Raw genomic sequence first — 16712 nt, forward strand, 5'->3', positions numbered from 1 at the left:
GTGGGTGGGTGGGTGGGTGGGTGGGTGGGTGGGTGGGTGGGTGGGTTTTGGCGGCGGCCTCCTCATCGGAGGAGGCCGCCGCACTTGTTTTCAGTAGCTGGTTTTGTTTTTTTGCTGCCCACCTCGCCACCTAGGCGAGGCGGGCGATCGATTCCCCAAGACCCCCCTCTGCTGATATCGGGCTATTTGATCGGGCTTTTCTTGCGGTGCCCCTCGGTCTGCCGAGGGGCACCGCAATCAATTCAAGGAAACCCTCAACGATCCAGCGGTAGCCCGAAGACGACTTTCCCCCATTTCGGCAGCTGGGCGCAAGTGGATACCTTCTTCATCCGGTCCCGTGACCGGGTTTCCGTGGTGTGGCCCATCGGCTCGCCGAGGGGCCACACCGCAATCCCCTCTTCTCCAATTTTCTATAATTATTTCTATTGAAGTCCGAGAAGAGAGTCCTGCTCCCGCCGAGGTGGGGTGGGGGCTCCGGTGGGGCCGGTAACGCTTCGGCATCCGGGGGTGCGGGGGGCATTGACACTGTGCTGACGGGGACCGTACGGTCCTGTGCCAAGCAACTGGAAAGTTTCCTAACAGTTCACGTGGGGCGGGCGGAAGGGGAGGATCCCGGCATGACCAAGAGCACCGCCAAGGCTCCTCTCGCCGGTACGCCGAGCCTGTTGCGCGCCATCAACGACCGTGCCGCGCTGGAACTGCTGCTGGAGAACGGGCCGTTGTCCCGCACCCAGATCGGCGCGCTGACCGGGCTGTCGAAGCCGACCGCCTCGCAGTTGCTGTCCCGGCTGGAGGCGGCCGGGCTGGTGGTGCCGGTCGGGACGACGGAGGGTGGGCCGGGGCCCAACGCGCAGCTGTACCAGGTGAATCCGTCCGCCGGGTACGTCGCCGGGCTGGACGTCACCAACAGCGGGATCCGGGTCGCCGTCGCCGACATCACCGGCAACACGCTGAGCGAGCACCACGTAACGACCAAGGGCGTCCCGGCCGCCGAGACGGTGCCGCGGGTGGCCGCGGCCGTCGCCGAGGCGGTGCGCGCCGCCGGGGTGCCGGCGGGGGGACTGCGGACGGTCGCGATCGGGGTCGGCGGCGCGCCCGACCCGGGCACCGGCAAGCTGCGCTACGCCTCCCACCTGCCGGGCTGGCACTCGCCCCGGCTGGTGGAGGAGCTGACCGCGGCGATCGGCGCGCCGGTGTCGATCGAGAACGACGTGAACCTGGCCGCGGTCGCCGAGCAGGTCTCGGGCGCGGCGGCCGGCTTCGAGGACATCGTCCTGCTCTGGGCCGGGGCGGGTGTCGGCGCCGCGGTCGTGATCGCCGGACGGCTGCACCGCGGCTTCACCGGCGGCGCCGGGGAGGTCGGCTACATGCCGGTGCCCGGCTCACCGGTCCAGTGGGACTCCCGCCGCCGCAAGTTCGGCGGCTTCCAGGACCAGGTCGGCGCACCCGCCGTCCGAACCCTGGCCCGGGAGCACGGGCTCGGTGCGCCCACCGCGGAGGAGTCGATCGCCAAGGCCCTGGAGACCCCGGGCGCCGGTGACGCCTTCCTCACCGAACTGGCCGGGCGGCTCGCCGTCGGGCTGTCCGTGATCGTCGCCGTGGTCGACCCCCAGCTGGTGGTCCTCTCCGGCGCGGTGCCGAGCGCCGGCGGCGAACGCCTGCGCGCGCTCGTCGAGGACGAACTGGCCCGGGTCTGCCTCGCCCGGCCGGAGATCCGCAGCAGTGCCCTGCCCGGTTCGCCCGTCCTGCTCGGCGCCCTGCAGCGCGCCCTCACGGACGCCCGCGAGGCGGTCTTCTCCACCCACTGACGCCACCCACTGACGCCACCCACCAGCGCTCCCCCGCTCCCCAAGACGCCCTGCACCCACCTCTCCCCCAACCCCTACGCGGGCCCCGTGGCAATGACGCCTGCCCGCGCACCCCCAGGAGGACCTCGAAGTGCACGCCACCACCTCCCGCAGAGACCGCCGCACGATCGCCGCCGTCGCCGGCAGCGCCGTCCTGGCCCTGCTCGCCTCCGCCTGCACCGGTTCCAGCGAGTCGGGAAGCACCGACGACTCCGCCAGCGGCAAGGACGTCACCATCACCTTCTGGCACGGCTGGAGCCAGGACAACGAGGTGAAGGCGATCAACGACACCATCGCCGCCTTCGAGAAGGCCCACCCCAACATCCACGTCAAGGCGGTCGGCAACGTCGCGGACGACAAGGTCAACCAGGCGCTGCGGGCCGGCGGCGACGGCGCACCGGACGTGGTGTCCTCCTTCACCACCAACAACGTCGGCATGTTCTGCTCCACCAAGGCGTTCATCGACCTCAAGCCCCAGCTGGAGAAGAGCGGCATCGACGCGGCCAAGACCTTCCCGGCCGCGATGCTCGACTACAGCCGGTTCCAGGGCAACCAGTGCTCGCTGCCGCTGCTCGGCGACGCCTACGGCCTCTACTACAACAAGAAGGCCTTCGCCGCGGCCGGCATCACCGCCCCGCCCAAGACCTTCAGCGAGTTCGCCGCGGACGCCAAGACGCTGACGGTCGCCGACGGCGACTCGTACAAGCAGCTCGGCTTCATGCCGCTGTACCACGGCTACGAGTCCACCACCGAGCACTTCCTCGGCCAGTACGGCCCCACCTACTTCGGCGCCGACGGCAAGTCGAACCTCGCCGCCGACCCGAAGGTCGCCGCGATGCTCGACTGGCAGAAGGGCATGGTCGACCAGCTCGGCGGCTACGCCAAGCTGGAGAAGTACCGGGCCACCTTCGGCGAGGAGTTCAGCGCCAAGAACCCCTTCCACACCGGCCAGGTCGCGATGGCCATCGACGGTGAGTGGCGCACCGCCTCGCTCGCCGAGAACAAGCCCGACTTCGACTGGGCCACCGCGCCGTTCCCGGTGCCGGACGACCAGGCCGCCACGTACGGCCGCGGCTACCAGACCGGCACCATCGTCGGCATCGCGAGCACCAGCAAGAAGCAGACCGCGGCCTGGGAGTTCGTCAAGTTCCTGACCACCGACACCGACGCGGTGGTGAACTTCGCCAACGCGATCCACAACGTGCCCAGCACCTTCGCCGCGCTCGACTCGCCGAAGCTGGTCAGCGACCCCAACTTCAAGACCTTCCTGGACGTCGCCAAGAACCCGAACTCGGGCACCACCCCGGCCAGCGTCAACGGCGGCGGCTACATCGTCTCGCTGCAGAACCTCGGCTACGACTACGAGTCCGGCAAGCAGACCGACCTCAAGGCCGGCCTCGCCGCCACCGCCAAGCAGATCGACACCGACATCGCCCAGGCGAAGTAGCGGGAACGGTCCACGGAGCTCCCCATGTCACTCGCGTTCGGCACCCGCAAGAGCGCCGGGACGACCGATCCGGCGGCGCCCTCCACGCAGCACCTGCTGCGCCGGAAGCGCCGCCGGGAGGCGGCCCGCACCCTCGCCTTCCTCTCCCCCTGGCTGATCGGCTTCAGCCTCTTCTTCGTCTACCCGCTGGTCTCCACCGCCTACTTCTCCTTCACCAAGTACAACGGCATCGGCGCGGCGACCTTCAACGGCCTCAAGAACTGGGACTACGTCCTCAACCAGCTGCCGACCTTCTGGCAGGGCCTGCGCAACACCCTGTGGCTGGTGCTGGTCATGGTGACCCTGCGGGTCGCCTTCGGCCTCGGCATCGGGCTGCTGATCACCAAGGTCAAGAACGGGGCGGGCTTCTTCCGCACCGTCTTCTACCTGCCGTACCTGGCCCCGCCGGTGGCCGCCACCGTGGCCTTCGCCTTCCTGCTCAACCCCGGTACCGGCCCGCTCAACCACCTGCTCGGCGAGCTCGGCCTGCCGCAGCCCGGCTGGTTCTCCGACCCGGACTGGTCGAAGCCCGCGCTCACCCTGCTCGCCATGTGGGGCATCGGCGACCTGATGGTCATCTTCATGGCCTCGCTGCTGGACGTCCCCAAGGAGCAGTACGAGGCGGCCGAACTGGACGGCGCCGGACCGTTCCAGAGGTTCCGGTACGTCACGCTGCCGAACATCTCCCCGATCATCATGTTCGCGGTGGTCACCGGGGTCATCCAGACCATGCAGTACTACACCCAGGCGATCGTGGCCGGGAAGGTCGCCAGCGGCATCGCCGGCAACTCCGGCCAGCAGTTCGAGCCCGGCTACCCGCAGGGCTCCACCTGGACCCTGCCGCAGATGGTCTACAACCTCGGCTTCCAGCACTTCAACTACGGCGCGGCCTGCGTCGTCGCCCTGGTGCTGTTCGCCATCTCGATGGCCGTCACCTCGATCCTGCTCCGCCGCAAGTCCGGCTTCATGGCGAGCGACGACTAGCGGACGGATGAGGACTCCGACATGACTCTCAGCCCCACCCTGACCAAGCCGCCCACCCGCACCGGCACCGCCGCCGCCCGGGCCGCCCGGCGCCGCGCCCTGCTCAACTGGGTGGCCGTGCACTCGCTGGCGATCGCCGCCGCGCTGTTCTTCCTGCTGCCCTTCGTCTTCGTCTTCCTCACCTCGGTGATGAACGACCAGCAGGCGCTCACCACCGACTACTGGCCCACCTCCTGGAACTGGGGCAACTACGCCCAGGTCTGGGACACCCCGGGCTTCCTCACCTGGTGGCGCAACACCCTGGTGTACGCCGGCCTCGGCACCCTGCTGACCGTCGTCTCCAGCCTGCCGGTCGCCTACGCACTCGCCAAGTTCCGCTTCCGCGGCCGCAACCTGGCACTGATGGCGGTCATCGCGATGATGATGCTGCCGCCGCAGGTCACCGTCATCCCGATGTACCTGTTCTGGACCAAGCAGATGGGCCTCGGCGGCTCGCTCTGGCCGCTGATCATCCCGATGGCCTTCGGTGACGCGTTCTCGATCTTCCTGCTGCGCCAGTTCCTGCTGACCATCCCCAAGGAGTACATCGAGGCCGCCCGGATCGACGGCTGCGGCGACCTGCGCACCCTGCTGCGGGTCGTCCTGCCGATGGCCAAGCCGGCCATCGCCGCCGTCGCCCTGTTCCAGTTCTTCTACTGCTGGAACGACTACTTCGGCCCGCAGATCTACGCCAGCGACAACCACGAGTCCTGGACGCTCAGTTACGGCCTGGAGTCGTTCAAGGCCGCCCATCACACCAATTGGAACCTCACCATGGCCGCCACCCTGCTGGTGATGGCACCGGTGATCGTCCTCTTCTTCTTCGCCCAGAAGGCCTTCATCGAAGGCGTGACACTGACAGGGGTCAAGGGCTGATGTCCTCCGTTACCAGTCTCAAGCTGGCCATCGTCGGCGGCGGGTCGACGTACACCCCGGAGCTGATCGACGGCTTCGCCCGGCTGCGCGACACCCTGCCGATCGGCGAACTGGTGCTGATCGACCCGGCCGCCGAGCGGCTGGAGCTGATCGGCGGCCTGGCCCGGCGGATCTTCGCCAAGCAGGGGCACCCCGCGGCGGTCACCGTGACCACCGACCTGGCCGCGGGCGTCGCCGACGCCGACGCCGTCCTGCTCCAACTGCGGGTCGGCGGCCAGGCCGCGCGCAACCGGGACGAGACCTGGCCGCTGGAGTGCGGCTGCGTCGGCCAGGAGACCACCGGCGCGGGCGGGCTCGCCAAGGCGCTGCGCACCGTCCCGGTCGTCCTCGACATCGCCGAGCAGGTCCGCCGCACCAACCCGGACGCCTGGATCGTCGACTTCACCAACCCGGTCGGCATCGTCACCCGGGCGCTGCAGAGCGCCGGCCACAAGGCCGTCGGGCTGTGCAACGTCGCCATCGGCTTCCAGCGCAAGTTCGCCGCCCACCTGGGGGTGGACCCGGAGCTGGTCCGACTGGACCACGTCGGGCTCAACCACCTCACCTGGGAACGCGGGGTCACCCTGCTGGACGGGCCCGGCGCCGCCGGCGGCCGCGAGGTGCTCCCGGAACTGCTGCGGGACTTCGGCAAGGAGATCGCCGAGGACCTCCACCTGCCGCAGGCCTTCGTGCAGCGGCTCGGCGTGGTGCCCTCCTACTACCTGCGGTACTTCTACCAGCACGACGCGGTGGTCGAGGAGCTCAAGGCGCAGGGCTCGCGGGCCGCGCAGGTCGCCGAGATCGAACGGCAGCTGCTGGAGCTGTACGCCGACCCCACCCTCGACACCAAGCCGGAGCTGCTCGGCAAGCGCGGCGGGGCCTTCTACTCGGAGGCCGCCGTCCAGCTGATCTCCGCGCTGCTCGGCACCGGCGGCGGCACGTCCGTCCAGGTCGTCAACACCCGCAACGACGGGGTACTGCCGTTCCTGCCGGACGACGCCGTCATCGAGGTGCCCGCCGAGGTGGACGCCCGCGGCGTACGGCCGCTGCCGCAGCGGCCCGTCGAGCCGCTGTTCGCCGGCCTCGTCGCCGCCGTCACCTCGTACGAGCACCTCGCGCTCGACGCCGCCCTGCGGGGCGGACGCGACCGGGTCTTCGACGCCCTGCTCGCCCACCCGCTGGTCGGCCAGATCGAACTCGCCGACCGACTCACGGATCGGCTGCTCGCCCACAACCGCGAGCACCTCCCCTGGGCCTGAGCGCCCTCGCCGGGCCCTCCGGGAGGGCCCGGCGGTGAGGAGAACCCCCGGCCGGGGCTTGCGGCCGGGCCACGTACGAGCCGCGGGGACCTGATGACCCACCAGCCCGAACCACTCCTGCCCGGCGTCCTCGCCATCGACGCCGGCAACTCGAAGACCGACGTCGCCCTGATCGGCGCCGACGGCACCGTCCGCGGCACCGCCCGCGGCGGCGGCTTCGCCCCGCAGAAGATCGGCGGCGCCGCGGCGGTGGCCGGCCTCGCCCCGCTGGTCGAGGAGGCCGCCGCGGCGGCCGGATTCCCCTCCTTCGGCGGCGTGCTGACCAGCCACGTCAGCGCCTGCCTGGCCAACGCCGACCTGCCGGTGGAGGAGGAGGCGCTGCGCGCCGCCCTCGAATCGCACCCGTGGGGCCTCAGCAACACCGTCGTCAACGACACCTTCGGCCTGCTCCGGGCGGGCACCGAGGGGCCGCGCGGGGTCGCGGTGGTCTGCGGCGCCGGGATCAACTGCGTCGGCCTGCTGCCGGACGGACGCACCGCCCGCTTCCCCGCGCTCGGCGAACTCACCGGCGACTGGGGCGGCGGCTCCGGGCTGGCCATCAGCAGCATGTGGCACGCGGTCCGTGCGGAGGACGGGCGCGGCGGGCCCACCGGGCTGGCCCGGGCGATCGCCGAGCACTTCGGCCTGCCCAGCGCCGGGGCCGTCGCCGAGGCCGTCCACCTCGGGCACCTGCCGGGCACCCGGCTGCACGAGATCGTCCGGGTGCTGTTCGCGGTCGCGGGCGACGGGGACGCCGTCGCCCTGGAACTGATCGACCGGCAGGCCGACGAGATCGTCCGGCTGGCCGTCGTCGCCCTCCGCCGGCTGGACCTGCTGGACTCCCCCGCCCCGGTGGTGCTCGGCGGCGGGGTGCTCGCCTCCCGGCAGCCGCTGCTGCTCGACAACCTCACCCGGCGGCTGTCCCGGGCCGCGCCGCTGGCCGAGCCGCGGGTGGTCGTCGCGCCGCCGGTGCTGGGCGCGGCGCTGCTCGGGCTCGACCACCTGGGTGTGGACCCGGCGGCGCAGGCCCGGGTGCGCGGGGTGTACGAGGCGCAGCGGGCGGTGGCGGTCTGACGACGCCCCCGCTTCCCTGATACCTCCCGCCCCCGCCGGATCCGCACATCCGGCGGGGGCGGGAACCGTGCGGCGCGCGCCGCTCGTGTACCCGGGTACCGACCACCAGCGACGCCCGGGGAGACTTGTGCCATGGCCGTGCCCCGCATCCTCCTCGCCGCCGCCGCCCTGACCGCAGCCGCCCTCGCCGGGCTCACCGGCTGCACCCCCGCGGACTCCCGCCCGACGGTGGCCGCCGCCTCCTCGGCCGCGGCCCTCGCCGACGAGGGCCTGGACGACCCGCTGCTGGACGACGATGACGACGTCACCGACGACGGCGGCTACCCCACCGCCGGCACCATCGCCGCCCCCGAGGCCCCCGCCGCCCCCGCCCCGGAGTGCACAGCTCCGGTACCGGCCCCCGGCCACCAGGTCATGGTCGTGGTCGCCGCCGGCCCCGCCGAACTCACCGCCCAGCCCGCCCGGTTCGCCTGCACCCCGGCCCGCTACGAAGCCACCGGCTCGCCCGTCCACTACGGCTTCGCCGCGTCCGGCGTCACGGCCACCCTGGTCGACCGCGCGCACGAGGAGACGGCGAAGCCCGTCCAGCTGGACGAACTGGTCACCCACCTCAACGACTGCCTCGCCGAACGCGACCCGGCCGACCCGTACGGCTGTTTCGGCAACGCCTACGACGTCGTCCTGGACTCGCACGGCCGGATCATGCGCATCGCCGAGGTCGAGGCCGCGGAGGAGTGAGCCGGGACTGAACCAGAGCTGAGTCGGCTCCGGGGCCGGGTCGTGGTCCGGTGGGTGGGCGGCTCTGCCGAACCCACGGTTCATCTGATGAGCTGCCCGGCATGGATGCTGAGCAGGGGGACCCGCGGCGGTGGGTGGCACTGGCCGTCGGGATGGTCGCGATGGTGTCGGGGTGTGCGTTCCAGTTCGGACTGCCGTACCTGATACCGGCGTTGCGGGCCGAGGGGTTGTCGCTGTCGCAGGCCGGCGTGGTGGCGGCGTGTCCCACGGCGGGGCTGGTGCTGACGCTGGTGCTCTGGGGGGCGGCGGCCGACCGGTGGGGCGAGCGGTGGGTGATGGCCGCCGGACTGGGCACGGCCGGGCTGGTGTTGTGGGGGGCCACCACCGTGCACGGCACGCTCGGGCTGGCGGGGTGCTTCCTGCTGGCGGGCGCCGCCGGGGCGTCGGTGCACGCGTCGAGCGGGCGGCTGATCATGGGGTGGTTCCCGGCCCGGCAGCGGGGCGTCGCGATGGGACTGCGGCAGACCGCGCTGCCCCTGGGGATGGCGCTGGCGGCGCTGATGCTCCCGCCGCTGGCCGGGCGGGGGCGACCGCTGGCGCTGGCGGTGCTGGGCACCCTGAGCGTGGCCTCGGCGGTGCTGGTGGCGGTGCTGGTCCGTGATCCGGCGCGGCCCGCGCGGGCGGCGGGCGGGCGGAGCGCGAACCCGTACCGGACCGCGGTGCTGTGGCGGCTGCACGGGGCGGCGACGCTGCTGGTGGTGCCGCAGTTCACGGTGTCGGTGTTCGCGCTGGTCTTCCTGGTGGACGAGCGCGGCTGGTCACCCTCGGCGGCGGGCCCGCTGCTGGCCTGCGTGCAGGTGGCCGGGGCGGGGGCGCGGCTGGCGGCGGGGCGCTGGTCGGACCTGGCGGGCAGTCGGACCGGGCCGATGCGGCGGCTCGCGTTCACCGCCGCCGCGGTGGTGGCGGCGCTGGCGGTCGGGGCCTTCGCGCACTCGGCCGCGGCGACGGTGGCGCTGATGGCGGCGGGGGTGGTGACGGTCTCCACCAACGGGCTGTCGTTCACGGCGGTCGCCGAGTACGCGGGCGGGGCCTGGGCGGGGCGGGCGCTGGGGGTGCACACCACGGTGCAGAACGCGATCGCGGCCGGGGTCGCCCCGGTGGCGGGGGCCCTGATCGGGGTGGCGGGGTTCGGGTGGGCGTACGCGGTGGCGGCGCTGTTCCCGCTGGTGGCGGTGGCCGTGGTGCCGACACCGTAGGGCAGGGGGCGGGGAGGGGGGAAGGGGGGCGGGGTGGGCGGTTCGTGTGGGTCGTGGGGAGGGGCAATACGGTGTAGAAGCTCCCCTCAACTGTTGAGATTCGCTGTCGCTACGCGCATCAACGAGCCGCCAGCTGGGAGCTTTTGACGTTCTATACGTTTCTCGGGGCCGCGCTTGGGGTTCGTCTTACTCTTGCCGTCGTTGACCCGGTTTCGGCGGCGGTGCTTTGCTTCGGGCCTCGACGGTGAACCGGTCCCCCATCCCCGCTTCGCTGACTGTTCATGACGAACGGTCGGTGACACCCGGCGTGCCGTCGTCGCTCCTCCCCATTTGTCCCCCACGGTGTCGCCGCGCCCTACCGGTGTGCGGTCGGCATGAGAGAGGAACCCTCACGATGGGCATGTCCCCCACCTCCCGCCGGGCGCGAGTCCGGGCCCTGACCGGGCTCAGCGCGCTGGCGCTGGCCGCCACCGGTTTCGCCGCCGCCCCGGCCGCCCAGGCGGACCAGCCGGGCAGCGAGTTCGCCGGGCAGTCCCACCCGTACCGGCACGGCGCCGTCCCCACCAAGGAGGCCGCCGCGCACGCCAACGCCGCCTCCGCGGCCGCGAGCCGCACCTCGAACCTGCGCTACGGCGGCGCGGTCGACGGCATCGGCGTCACCACCGGCGCGCCGAAGGTGTACGTCGTCATCTGGGGCTCCCAGTGGGGCACCCAGGGCACCGACGCCAACGGGTACACCACGATGTCCGGCGACCCGTCCGGCGAGGCCGTCCGCGCGCAGCAGCTGTACAAGGGCCTGGGCACCAACAGCGAGCTGTGGTCCGGCGTGCTGACCCAGTACTGCGAGGGCGTCGCCAAGGGCGCCACCACCTGCGGGTCCACCGCCGCGCACGTCGGCTACCCGACCGGCGGCGCGCTGGCCGGCGTCTGGGTGGACGAGTCCGCCGCCGCCCCGGGCCAGGCCACCGGCAACCAGATCGCGGCCGAGGCCGTGAAGGCCGCCGGGCACTTCGGGAACACCACCGCGGCCTCCAACCGCAACGCGCAGTACGTGGTGCTCTCGCCGACCGGGACCCACCCGGACGGCTTCAACACCTCCACCGGCAGCTTCTGCGCCTGGCACGACTGGAACGGCGACACCACGCTGAGCGGCGGCGCGGCCCCCTCGCCGTACGGTGACATCGCGTTCAGCAACGACCCGTACGTGACGGACATGGGCAGCTCCTGCGGCCAGAACTACGTCAACAGCGGCAGCGCCGGCACCCTGGACGGCGTGACCATCGTGTACGGACACGAGTACGCGGAGACCGTCACCGACCAGAACCCGGCCGGTGGTTGGACCGACTCCACCGGCGCCGAGAACGGCGACAAGTGCGCCTGGAAGGGCACCGGCGGCACCGGCGGTGCGCAGAACGTGGCCTTCTCGACCGGCTCGTTCGCGATGCAGTCGACCTGGTCGAACGTGAACAGCTCCTGCCAGATCTCGCACGCGATCGTCCCCTGAGGACGGTCGCCCGAGCGCGGTCGTTCGAGCGCGGTCGTTCGAGCTCCGTCTCCTGAGCGGCGTGGGGCAGCTCCGGAACTGACGGGACCGACGGATCGGACGGACCGGAGGGGTCTTGTGTCCTGACGATCCGGCATGTGGGAAACAGGCGCCGGAGCGGGCTGTGCGGGCCCGCTCCGGCGCTTCGCGCTGTCCCGGGGCCGGACTACGAGGTCGTGACCAGGCCGAACTCGTAGGCGTGGATGACCAGGTGGACCCGGTCGCGGGCGTCCAGCTTGGTGAACAGCCGGGCGACGTGCGCCTTGGCGGTGGCCACGCTGATGGTGAGCTCCTCGGCGATCTCCGTGTTGGACAGGCCGCGGCCGACCAGGGTGAGCACCTCGCGCTCGCGCCCGGTGATGCCCTCGGCGGACTTCCGGGGCCGGGCGGCGGCGTCCGGGCGGGCGGCGAACTCGCCGATCAGGCGGCGGGTGATGCCCGGGGCGATCAGGGCGTCCCCGGCGGCGACGACCCGGACGCCGTCCAGGATGGTCTCCAGGGCGAGGTCCTTGACCAGGAAGCCGCTCGCCCCGGCGCGCAGCGCGCCGTACACGTAGTCGTCGTCGTCGAAGGTGGTGAGGACGAGCACGTGGGTGGGCAGGTCCGGGTCGGCGAGGATCCGGCGGGTGGCCTCGATGCCGTCCATGCCGGGCATCCGGATGTCCATCACGGCGACGTCCGGGCGCAGCCGGGCGACCAGTTCGACGGCCTCGGCGCCGTTGCCGGCCTCGCCGACCACCTCCAGGTCGGGGGCGTCGGCGATCAGTACGCGCAGGCCGGTGCGGATGAGCGGCTGGTCGTCGACCAGGACGACGCGGATCACGGTCCCACCTCCAGGGGGGTCGGTTCGGGGTTCTCCGCGGGTGCCGCGGGTGCTTCGGGCGTCGCAGGTGCCTCGAGCGGCGCGGGGATCGGCAGCAGGGCGGCGACGCGGAAGCCGCCCTCCCGGCGCGGGCCGGCGCTGAACTCGCCGTCCAGCAGGGCGACCCGCTCGCGCATGCCGGCCAGGCCGTAGCCGGTGCCGGGGGTGGACGTGGGCGTACCGGCGCCCAGGTCGACGACGGTGACGGCGAGCGTCTCGGGCCCGTACTCGACGGTGACGTGGCAGTCCCGGGTGCCGGAGTGCTTCACCACGTTGGTGACGGACTCCTGGACGATCCGGAAGGCGGCGAGGTCCACCTCCGGCGGCAGCGCCCGGGCTTCGCCGCCGCGGGAGAGCGCGACCCGCACCCCGGCGCCCGCCGCCTTCTCCACCAGCCGGTCCAACTCGCCCAGCCCGGGCGCCACTTCCATCGGCGCCGACTCCCCCTCGCCCTGCCGCAGCGCGCCCAGCATCCGGCGCAGCCCGGCCAGGGTCTCCCGGCTGGTCTCCTCGATGGCGTTCAGCGCGTTGCGGGTCTCGGCGGGCTGGGTGTCCATGACCCGGCTGCCCATGCCCGCCTGGATCGCGATGATGCCGATGTTGTGGGCCACCATGTCGTGCAACTCGCGGGCGATCCGCAGCCGTTCGGCGGTGACGGCCTGCTCGGCGGCACGGCCGCGCAGCGCCTCGGTGTGGGCGCGGCCCTGGCGGACGGTGTTGCCGATCAGCCAGGCGATCAGGACGGTCGAGGCGAGGCCCAGGTAGGCGTACGGGTTCACGACTTGGCCGTTGAAGGTACCCCAGGCGTACAGCGTGGCGAGCACGGCCAGCGGCATCGACACCGCGGTCGTCGAGAGCAGGCGGGAACGGGTGGCCACGCAGTAGCCGACCACCACCTCGGCAATCAGGAACTGCACCGGCGCGGTCGCCGTGACCGTCCACATCCCGAGCGAGAAGACGCCGCCCGCCAGCGCGGCCGCGACGGCCGCCAGCGGCAGCCGGACCAGCAGGAAGGCGACCAGGGTGGTGACCACGGCGGTGACCACCAGGGGCATGTCCTCGGGATTGCCGTTGTAGTCGAAGAGGTGGCTCAACTCGTTGTCCCGGGTGAAGAACCGGAACACCACGATGGCCGTCCACAACGCCCCCACCCACACGCCCGCGGGCAGGCGCCTGAGCAGGGGCGGGCGGGGTTCGGTGATCATGACGCGATGGTAGCGGCGGGCGGTGGCGCGGCGCATTGGCCCGCGGGCGTAATCCCGGGGGCGGGGACGGCCGCCCCCGGTTGTGGCCCGCCGCCCGATGCCCGATGACGCCCCCGACCGGCAACGTTGTCCCCGTGATCGAGATCGAGCGACTGACCAAGCGGTACGGCGCCACCACGGCCGTCGACCAGTTGACCTTCACCGTCCAGCCGGGCACCGTCACCGGCTTCCTCGGCCCCAACGGCGCGGGCAAGTCCACCACGCTGCGGATGATCCTGGGCCTCAACACCCCCACCGGGGGCACCGTCACCGTCGACGGCGTGCCCTTCGCCGGCCGGCCGCGCGGCCTGCGGCACGTCGGCGCCCTGCTGGACGCGAGCGACGTGCACGGCGGGCGCAGCGCCCGGGCCCACCTCTCGGCGCTCGCCCGCAGCAACCGGATCCCGCTCGGGCGGGTCGACGAGGTGCTCGCCGAGGTCGGCCTCGGCAAGGCCGCCGGGCGCCGGATCGGCGGCTACTCGCTGGGCATGAAGCAGCGGCTGGGCATCGCCGGAGCGCTGCTCGGCGACCCGCCCGTGCTGCTCTTCGACGAGCCGCTGAACGGGCTCGACCCGGAGGGCGTGCTCTGGGTGCGCGGACTGTTCCGCCGCCTCGCGGACCAGGGCCGGACGGTCTTCGTCTCCAGCCACATGATGGCCGAGATGGAGCACACCGCCGACCGGCTGGTGGTGATCGGCCGCGGCCGGCTGATCGCCGACGAGAGCCTGGCCGAGTTCTCGGCCCGCTACGCGGAGTCCAGCGTGGCCGTGCGGGCGCCCGAACTCCCGAAGCTGGCCGACGCCTTGCGCACCGAGGGCGCCGAAGTCGCGGTGGTCGAGCCGCAGTTGGGCATCGTCACCGGGATGACCGCGGAGCGGATCGGTGAACTCGCGGTGCGCCACGGCGTGGTGGTGCACGAGCTGGCCACCCGGACGTCGTCCCTGGAGTCGGCGTTCATGTCCCTGACCGCCGACAGCGTCGAGTACCTGGCAGGAGAGCCCCGATGAGCACCATGACCACCATGACCGCGATCCGCGCCGAGAGCACCCGCCCGGCGGAGCCCGCACCCCGGTTCACCGACCTGCTCGCCGCCGAGTGGATCAAACTGCGCTCGCTGCGGTCGACGTACTGGGTGCTGGCCCTGGCCTCGCTGGTGGCGATCGGGATCAACCTGAACGCGGTGCACAGCGACCTGACGTACATCGACCACCCGCCGCGGCCGATCCCCGGCTTCCCGCCGTTCCGGTACGACGCGCTGTACCACAGCCTCAGCAGCATCGCCTGCTACCTGATGGCGATCGCGGCCGGCAGCCTCGGGGCGATCACCGTCTTCGGCGAGTACACCACCGGCATGATCCGCACCACCTTCGCCGCCGTGCCCGACCGGCGCGGGGTGATCGCCGCCAAGGTGCTGCTGATCGGCGGGATCACCGGGCTGGCCGGGGCGGTGGTGTCCACGGCGTCCTTCTTCGGCGGCAACGCCATGCTGGCCTCCCGGCACGTCGGGCTCTCCATCACCCAAGGGGTCAGCCTCCAGGCCGTCATCGCCTACGCGGCGATCGTGCCGGTCTGCGCGCTGATCGGGATGGCCCTGGGCGCGCTGCTACGGCACGCCACCGCGTCGATCGTCTCCCTGGTGCTGCTGTTCTTCATCCTGCCGATGATGTTCGGCGGGGACCGCTACCGCTGGCTGCACGAGATCGGCGCCCACCTGCCGATGGACACCGTCAACCTGCTCACCTACAACCCCGACTCCTCGACCACGATCAGCAAGTGGGCACCGAGCGTGCTGGACTCGTGGATCACCATGGGCGTGTGGGCGGTCGCCTCGGTGGTGGTGACGATGGTCGTGGTGCGGCGGCGGGACGTGTGACGTCCCGGCCGGTCGGGGGAGGCCGCCGGGGCGGGACTACGGGATGAGCTGGGCGCCGATGATGCCGCGGCCGGCCGCCGCGGTGGCACGCCACATGGGGACGACGGCGTCGAACAGTCCGGAGACGTCGTCGGTGCCCCGCAGGACCTCCAGGGCCCGTGCCCGCGCCGCCGCGCGTTCGGTGTCGTCCAGGGCGAACACCGCCTCCACGGCGGGCAGCGCCGCCCGCACCTCGGCGGGGGTGAGGACCATGTCCCCGAACCAGCCGGGCAGTCCGGCGAGCCGCTCGGGGCCGAGCGCGTGGGCCAGGCCGAGCACCGGGTAGCGGTTGCGGGCGGAGACGCAGACGTACGGGCCGATGTCCGTACCGCAGTCGTTCCAGGCGTCGTACAGCCCGTTCACGTCCTCCCCCAACGGGCCGGACGCCAGGGCCTCCAGCTCGTCCACGCCCAGTTCCTCGCCCCGCTCCCAACGGCCGCGCAGGCCGACGGCGCCCGGATCCGCGGCGTGCTCGGCGAGCAGCGCCCGCAGCCTCGGGCCGTGCCGCTCGACGGCCTCGGCGGGCGCGGGGACGAGGAACCACATGCCGGAGTAGCTCATGGCGCCTCAGGCTAGGGCCGAGGAAGACTCACTGCCAGAACAGCTCGTACACCACGATCTGCGGCTCGGTCTCCCGCCGGATGAAGTTGAACTCGAACCAGCCCCGGCCGTCATCGAAGTGCGCCGAGTGGTCGCCCTTCGGGTCGCTCGACCGCAGCGGCTCGGAGAACTCGTTGACGTACGGATTGCGGGCCGTCAGGACCTCCACCAGCACGTCCAGGCACAACGCCCGGACGTGCGGCGGCAGCGCATCCCGGTCCCGGGCGGCCCGCTCCGTCCACTCGACCGCCCACGGCGGGCCCATGAACGGCTCACCGCTCACTCCCCCGGCTCCAGGTCGCGGAGCGAGTACTTGATCTCCGAGGCCTGTTCCATCAGGGCCATCGCCTCCGCCTGCGACTCGGCACCGGCCGCACGCTCCAACAGGTCCCGGACGTGCGCGCTCAACTCGGGGTCACGCGCGAGCGCGAACCGCTCCCACCAGCGCGTCACGAAGGCGGGCACCGCGGCGACGTTGTAGGTGTCGGCGACGAACCGCTTCCACTCGTCCTCGAACCCCGGCAGCAACTCGGGCGTGTGCGTGGCGATCGCCTCGCGCAGCCCGCGCGGCGTGCGGCCCGGCATCGGTGGCGGGGTCCGCCGGATGGGCGCGGCGCTCATGCTGCGACTCCCTCCTGTTCGGCCGCGCGAACGCGTCGGCGCAGGGTGTCCCGGTTCATGCCGGTGATCCGCGTCGCCGTCTGCTGCGAGCCGTGCGGCCCGTTCCGGAGCAGGTCCAGAAGCGCGGCGTCGAACTCGGTCTCAGCGTTGACGAGGCGCTTCATGGCGCGCTCCAGTCGCTTGACGCGGGGGTCGCTGTCGGTGGCCACGGGGACAGGATGCCGAAGGATCCGCCCGAGGGCAAAGCGCGACCTCCGGTCGAACGGGATGCCGAATGCTTCGGCATGGTTCGT

At 72.3% G+C, this 16712-nt stretch carries 17 protein-coding genes; 11 read left to right on the forward strand and 6 right to left on the reverse strand.

The annotated features are described in order from the left end of the window. The first annotated feature begins 617 nt into the window (after nt 1-617). The 9 genes from ACFVXG_RS34410 (at nt 618) to ACFVXG_RS34450 (ending at nt 11141) form a co-directional block, all read left to right on the forward strand. Entirely contained in the window at nt 618-1808 is a 1191-nt protein-coding gene (locus tag ACFVXG_RS34410) for an ROK family protein (protein ID WP_387933320.1), read from the forward strand. A 130-nt stretch (nt 1809-1938) separates the two neighbouring features. Then, nucleotides 1939-3294: an ABC transporter substrate-binding protein gene (locus ACFVXG_RS34415; protein ID WP_387933322.1), complete on the forward strand. Its 1356-nt coding sequence runs from the start codon at nt 1939-1941 to the stop codon at nt 3292-3294. 24 nt (nt 3295-3318) lie between these two features. Further along, nucleotides 3319-4317 carry a carbohydrate ABC transporter permease gene (locus tag ACFVXG_RS34420; protein WP_387933324.1) on the forward strand — a complete coding sequence of 333 codons (999 nt, stop codon included), beginning with the start codon at nt 3319-3321 and terminating at the stop codon, nt 4315-4317. Nucleotides 4318-4338: 21 nt separating this feature from the next. Next, complete coding sequence (locus ACFVXG_RS34425) at nt 4339-5232, forward strand: carbohydrate ABC transporter permease (protein ID WP_387933325.1); 894 nt, start codon at nt 4339-4341, stop codon at nt 5230-5232. After that, complete coding sequence (locus tag ACFVXG_RS34430; RefSeq protein ID WP_387933327.1) at nt 5232-6530, forward strand: 6-phospho-beta-glucosidase; 1299 nt, start codon at nt 5232-5234, stop codon at nt 6528-6530. Before ACFVXG_RS34425 ends, ACFVXG_RS34430 begins: the two co-directional genes overlap by 1 nt. 93 nt (nt 6531-6623) lie before the next feature. After that, complete coding sequence (locus ACFVXG_RS34435; protein ID WP_387933329.1) at nt 6624-7643, forward strand: N-acetylglucosamine kinase; 1020 nt, start codon at nt 6624-6626, stop codon at nt 7641-7643. Nucleotides 7644-7775: 132 nt separating this feature from the next. Then, on the forward strand, nt 7776-8381 hold the full coding sequence (locus ACFVXG_RS34440; protein ID WP_387933331.1) for a hypothetical protein: 606 nt from the start codon (nt 7776-7778) through the stop codon (nt 8379-8381). 101 nt (nt 8382-8482) lie between these two features. Then, nucleotides 8483-9637, forward strand: coding sequence for an MFS transporter (locus tag ACFVXG_RS34445; RefSeq protein WP_387933333.1), 1155 nt, complete (start codon nt 8483-8485; stop codon nt 9635-9637). A 394-nt stretch (nt 9638-10031) separates the two neighbouring features. Further along, on the forward strand, nt 10032-11141 hold the full coding sequence (locus ACFVXG_RS34450; RefSeq protein ID WP_387933335.1) for a hypothetical protein: 1110 nt from the start codon (nt 10032-10034) through the stop codon (nt 11139-11141). A gap of 205 nt (nt 11142-11346) precedes the next feature. On the opposite strand, the gene ACFVXG_RS34455 is transcribed toward ACFVXG_RS34450, so the two are convergent. Together ACFVXG_RS34455 and ACFVXG_RS34460 are read right to left on the reverse strand one after the other, a co-directional pair. Then, nucleotides 11347-12003: a response regulator gene (locus tag ACFVXG_RS34455; protein WP_387933337.1), complete on the reverse strand. Its 657-nt coding sequence runs from the start codon at nt 12001-12003 to the stop codon at nt 11347-11349. Next, nucleotides 12000-13247 (reverse strand): sensor histidine kinase, encoded by a 1248-nt coding sequence (locus tag ACFVXG_RS34460; protein ID WP_387933339.1) that lies wholly within the window; start codon nt 13245-13247, stop codon nt 12000-12002. The genes ACFVXG_RS34455 and ACFVXG_RS34460 overlap by 4 nt, the downstream gene beginning before the upstream one ends. A 134-nt stretch (nt 13248-13381) precedes the next feature. On the opposite strand from ACFVXG_RS34460, the gene ACFVXG_RS34465 reads away from it, so the two are divergent. Both ACFVXG_RS34465 and ACFVXG_RS34470 read left to right on the forward strand, forming a co-directional pair. Further along, nucleotides 13382-14293 (forward strand): ABC transporter ATP-binding protein, encoded by a 912-nt coding sequence (locus ACFVXG_RS34465; RefSeq protein WP_387933340.1) that lies wholly within the window; start codon nt 13382-13384, stop codon nt 14291-14293. After that, nucleotides 14290-15159, forward strand: coding sequence for an ABC transporter permease (locus ACFVXG_RS34470; RefSeq protein ID WP_387933342.1), 870 nt, complete (start codon nt 14290-14292; stop codon nt 15157-15159). Before ACFVXG_RS34465 ends, ACFVXG_RS34470 begins: the two co-directional genes overlap by 4 nt. Nucleotides 15160-15195: 36 nt before the next feature. On the opposite strand, the gene ACFVXG_RS34475 is transcribed toward ACFVXG_RS34470, so the two are convergent. From ACFVXG_RS34475 to ACFVXG_RS34490, 4 genes are read right to left on the reverse strand one after another with little or no spacing between them, the layout of a single operon-like run. Next, nucleotides 15196-15759 carry a hypothetical protein gene (locus ACFVXG_RS34475; protein WP_387933344.1) on the reverse strand — a complete coding sequence of 188 codons (564 nt, stop codon included), beginning with the start codon at nt 15757-15759 and terminating at the stop codon, nt 15196-15198. A 28-nt stretch (nt 15760-15787) separates the two neighbouring features. Next, nucleotides 15788-16081 (reverse strand): hypothetical protein, encoded by a 294-nt coding sequence (locus ACFVXG_RS34480; RefSeq protein WP_387933345.1) that lies wholly within the window; start codon nt 16079-16081, stop codon nt 15788-15790. Further along, entirely contained in the window at nt 16078-16419 is a 342-nt protein-coding gene (locus ACFVXG_RS34485; protein WP_387933347.1) for a hypothetical protein, read from the reverse strand. The genes ACFVXG_RS34480 and ACFVXG_RS34485 overlap by 4 nt, the downstream gene beginning before the upstream one ends. Next, a complete protein-coding gene (locus tag ACFVXG_RS34490) occupies nt 16416-16628 on the reverse strand; it encodes a hypothetical protein (RefSeq protein WP_387933348.1) in 213 nt (70 codons plus the stop codon). The genes ACFVXG_RS34485 and ACFVXG_RS34490 overlap by 4 nt, the downstream gene beginning before the upstream one ends. Nucleotides 16629-16712 lie beyond the last annotated feature (84 nt).

The organism is Kitasatospora sp. NPDC058162 (genome assembly GCF_042884005.1).
Taxonomy (GTDB): Bacteria; Actinomycetota; Actinomycetes; order Streptomycetales; family Streptomycetaceae; genus Kitasatospora.

Coding starts and splice junctions, on each gene's coding strand:
- ACFVXG_RS34410 (WP_387933320.1), top strand. CDS start 618: ATGACCAAGAGCACCGCCAAGGCTCCTCTCGCCGGTACGCCGAGCCTG.
- ACFVXG_RS34420 (WP_387933324.1), top strand. CDS start 3,319: ATGTCACTCGCGTTCGGCACCCGCAAGAGCGCCGGGACGACCGATCCG.
- ACFVXG_RS34425 (WP_387933325.1), top strand. CDS start 4,339: ATGACTCTCAGCCCCACCCTGACCAAGCCGCCCACCCGCACCGGCACC.
- ACFVXG_RS34430 (WP_387933327.1), top strand. CDS start 5,232: ATGTCCTCCGTTACCAGTCTCAAGCTGGCCATCGTCGGCGGCGGGTCG.
- ACFVXG_RS34435 (WP_387933329.1), top strand. CDS start 6,624: ATGACCCACCAGCCCGAACCACTCCTGCCCGGCGTCCTCGCCATCGAC.
- ACFVXG_RS34440 (WP_387933331.1), top strand. CDS start 7,776: ATGGCCGTGCCCCGCATCCTCCTCGCCGCCGCCGCCCTGACCGCAGCC.
- ACFVXG_RS34445 (WP_387933333.1), top strand. CDS start 8,483: ATGGATGCTGAGCAGGGGGACCCGCGGCGGTGGGTGGCACTGGCCGTC.
- ACFVXG_RS34450 (WP_387933335.1), top strand. CDS start 10,032: ATGGGCATGTCCCCCACCTCCCGCCGGGCGCGAGTCCGGGCCCTGACC.
- ACFVXG_RS34460 (WP_387933339.1), bottom strand. CDS start 13,247: ATGATCACCGAACCCCGCCCGCCCCTGCTCAGGCGCCTGCCCGCGGGC.
- ACFVXG_RS34470 (WP_387933342.1), top strand. CDS start 14,290: ATGAGCACCATGACCACCATGACCGCGATCCGCGCCGAGAGCACCCGC.
- ACFVXG_RS34475 (WP_387933344.1), bottom strand. CDS start 15,759: ATGAGCTACTCCGGCATGTGGTTCCTCGTCCCCGCGCCCGCCGAGGCC.
- ACFVXG_RS34485 (WP_387933347.1), bottom strand. CDS start 16,419: ATGAGCGCCGCGCCCATCCGGCGGACCCCGCCACCGATGCCGGGCCGC.